This window comes from Polaribacter sp. 2305UL8-11 (genome assembly GCF_058147165.1).
In genome coordinates, this window is the sequence record NZ_JBYVJW010000145.1 from 1 (window position 1) to 229 (window position 229).

1 protein-coding gene is annotated in these 229 nt (G+C 31.4%); it reads left to right on the top strand.

Going from position 1 to position 229, the window contains the following annotated elements:
• Positions 1–229 (top strand): S1C family serine protease (locus ACY2RW_RS16515; RefSeq protein WP_490123808.1); only part of this gene is annotated, 229 nt, incomplete at both ends.

A 229-nucleotide genomic window follows, 5' to 3' on the forward strand; every position in this document is an offset into this window, starting at 1 on the left:
TTGTATCTGCAAAAGGTAGAGATTTAGAGGTGAATAGAAATATAGACTCTTTTATACAAACAGATGCTGCTGTAAATCCTGGAAATAGTGGTGGAGCAGTGGTAAATACTAGAGGAGAATTAATAGGTATAAATACTGCAATTTCTTCTAGAACAGGTTCTTTTCTTGGATATTCTTTTGCAGTGCCTTCTAACATTGCTAAAAAAATTATTGATGATATTTTAGAATT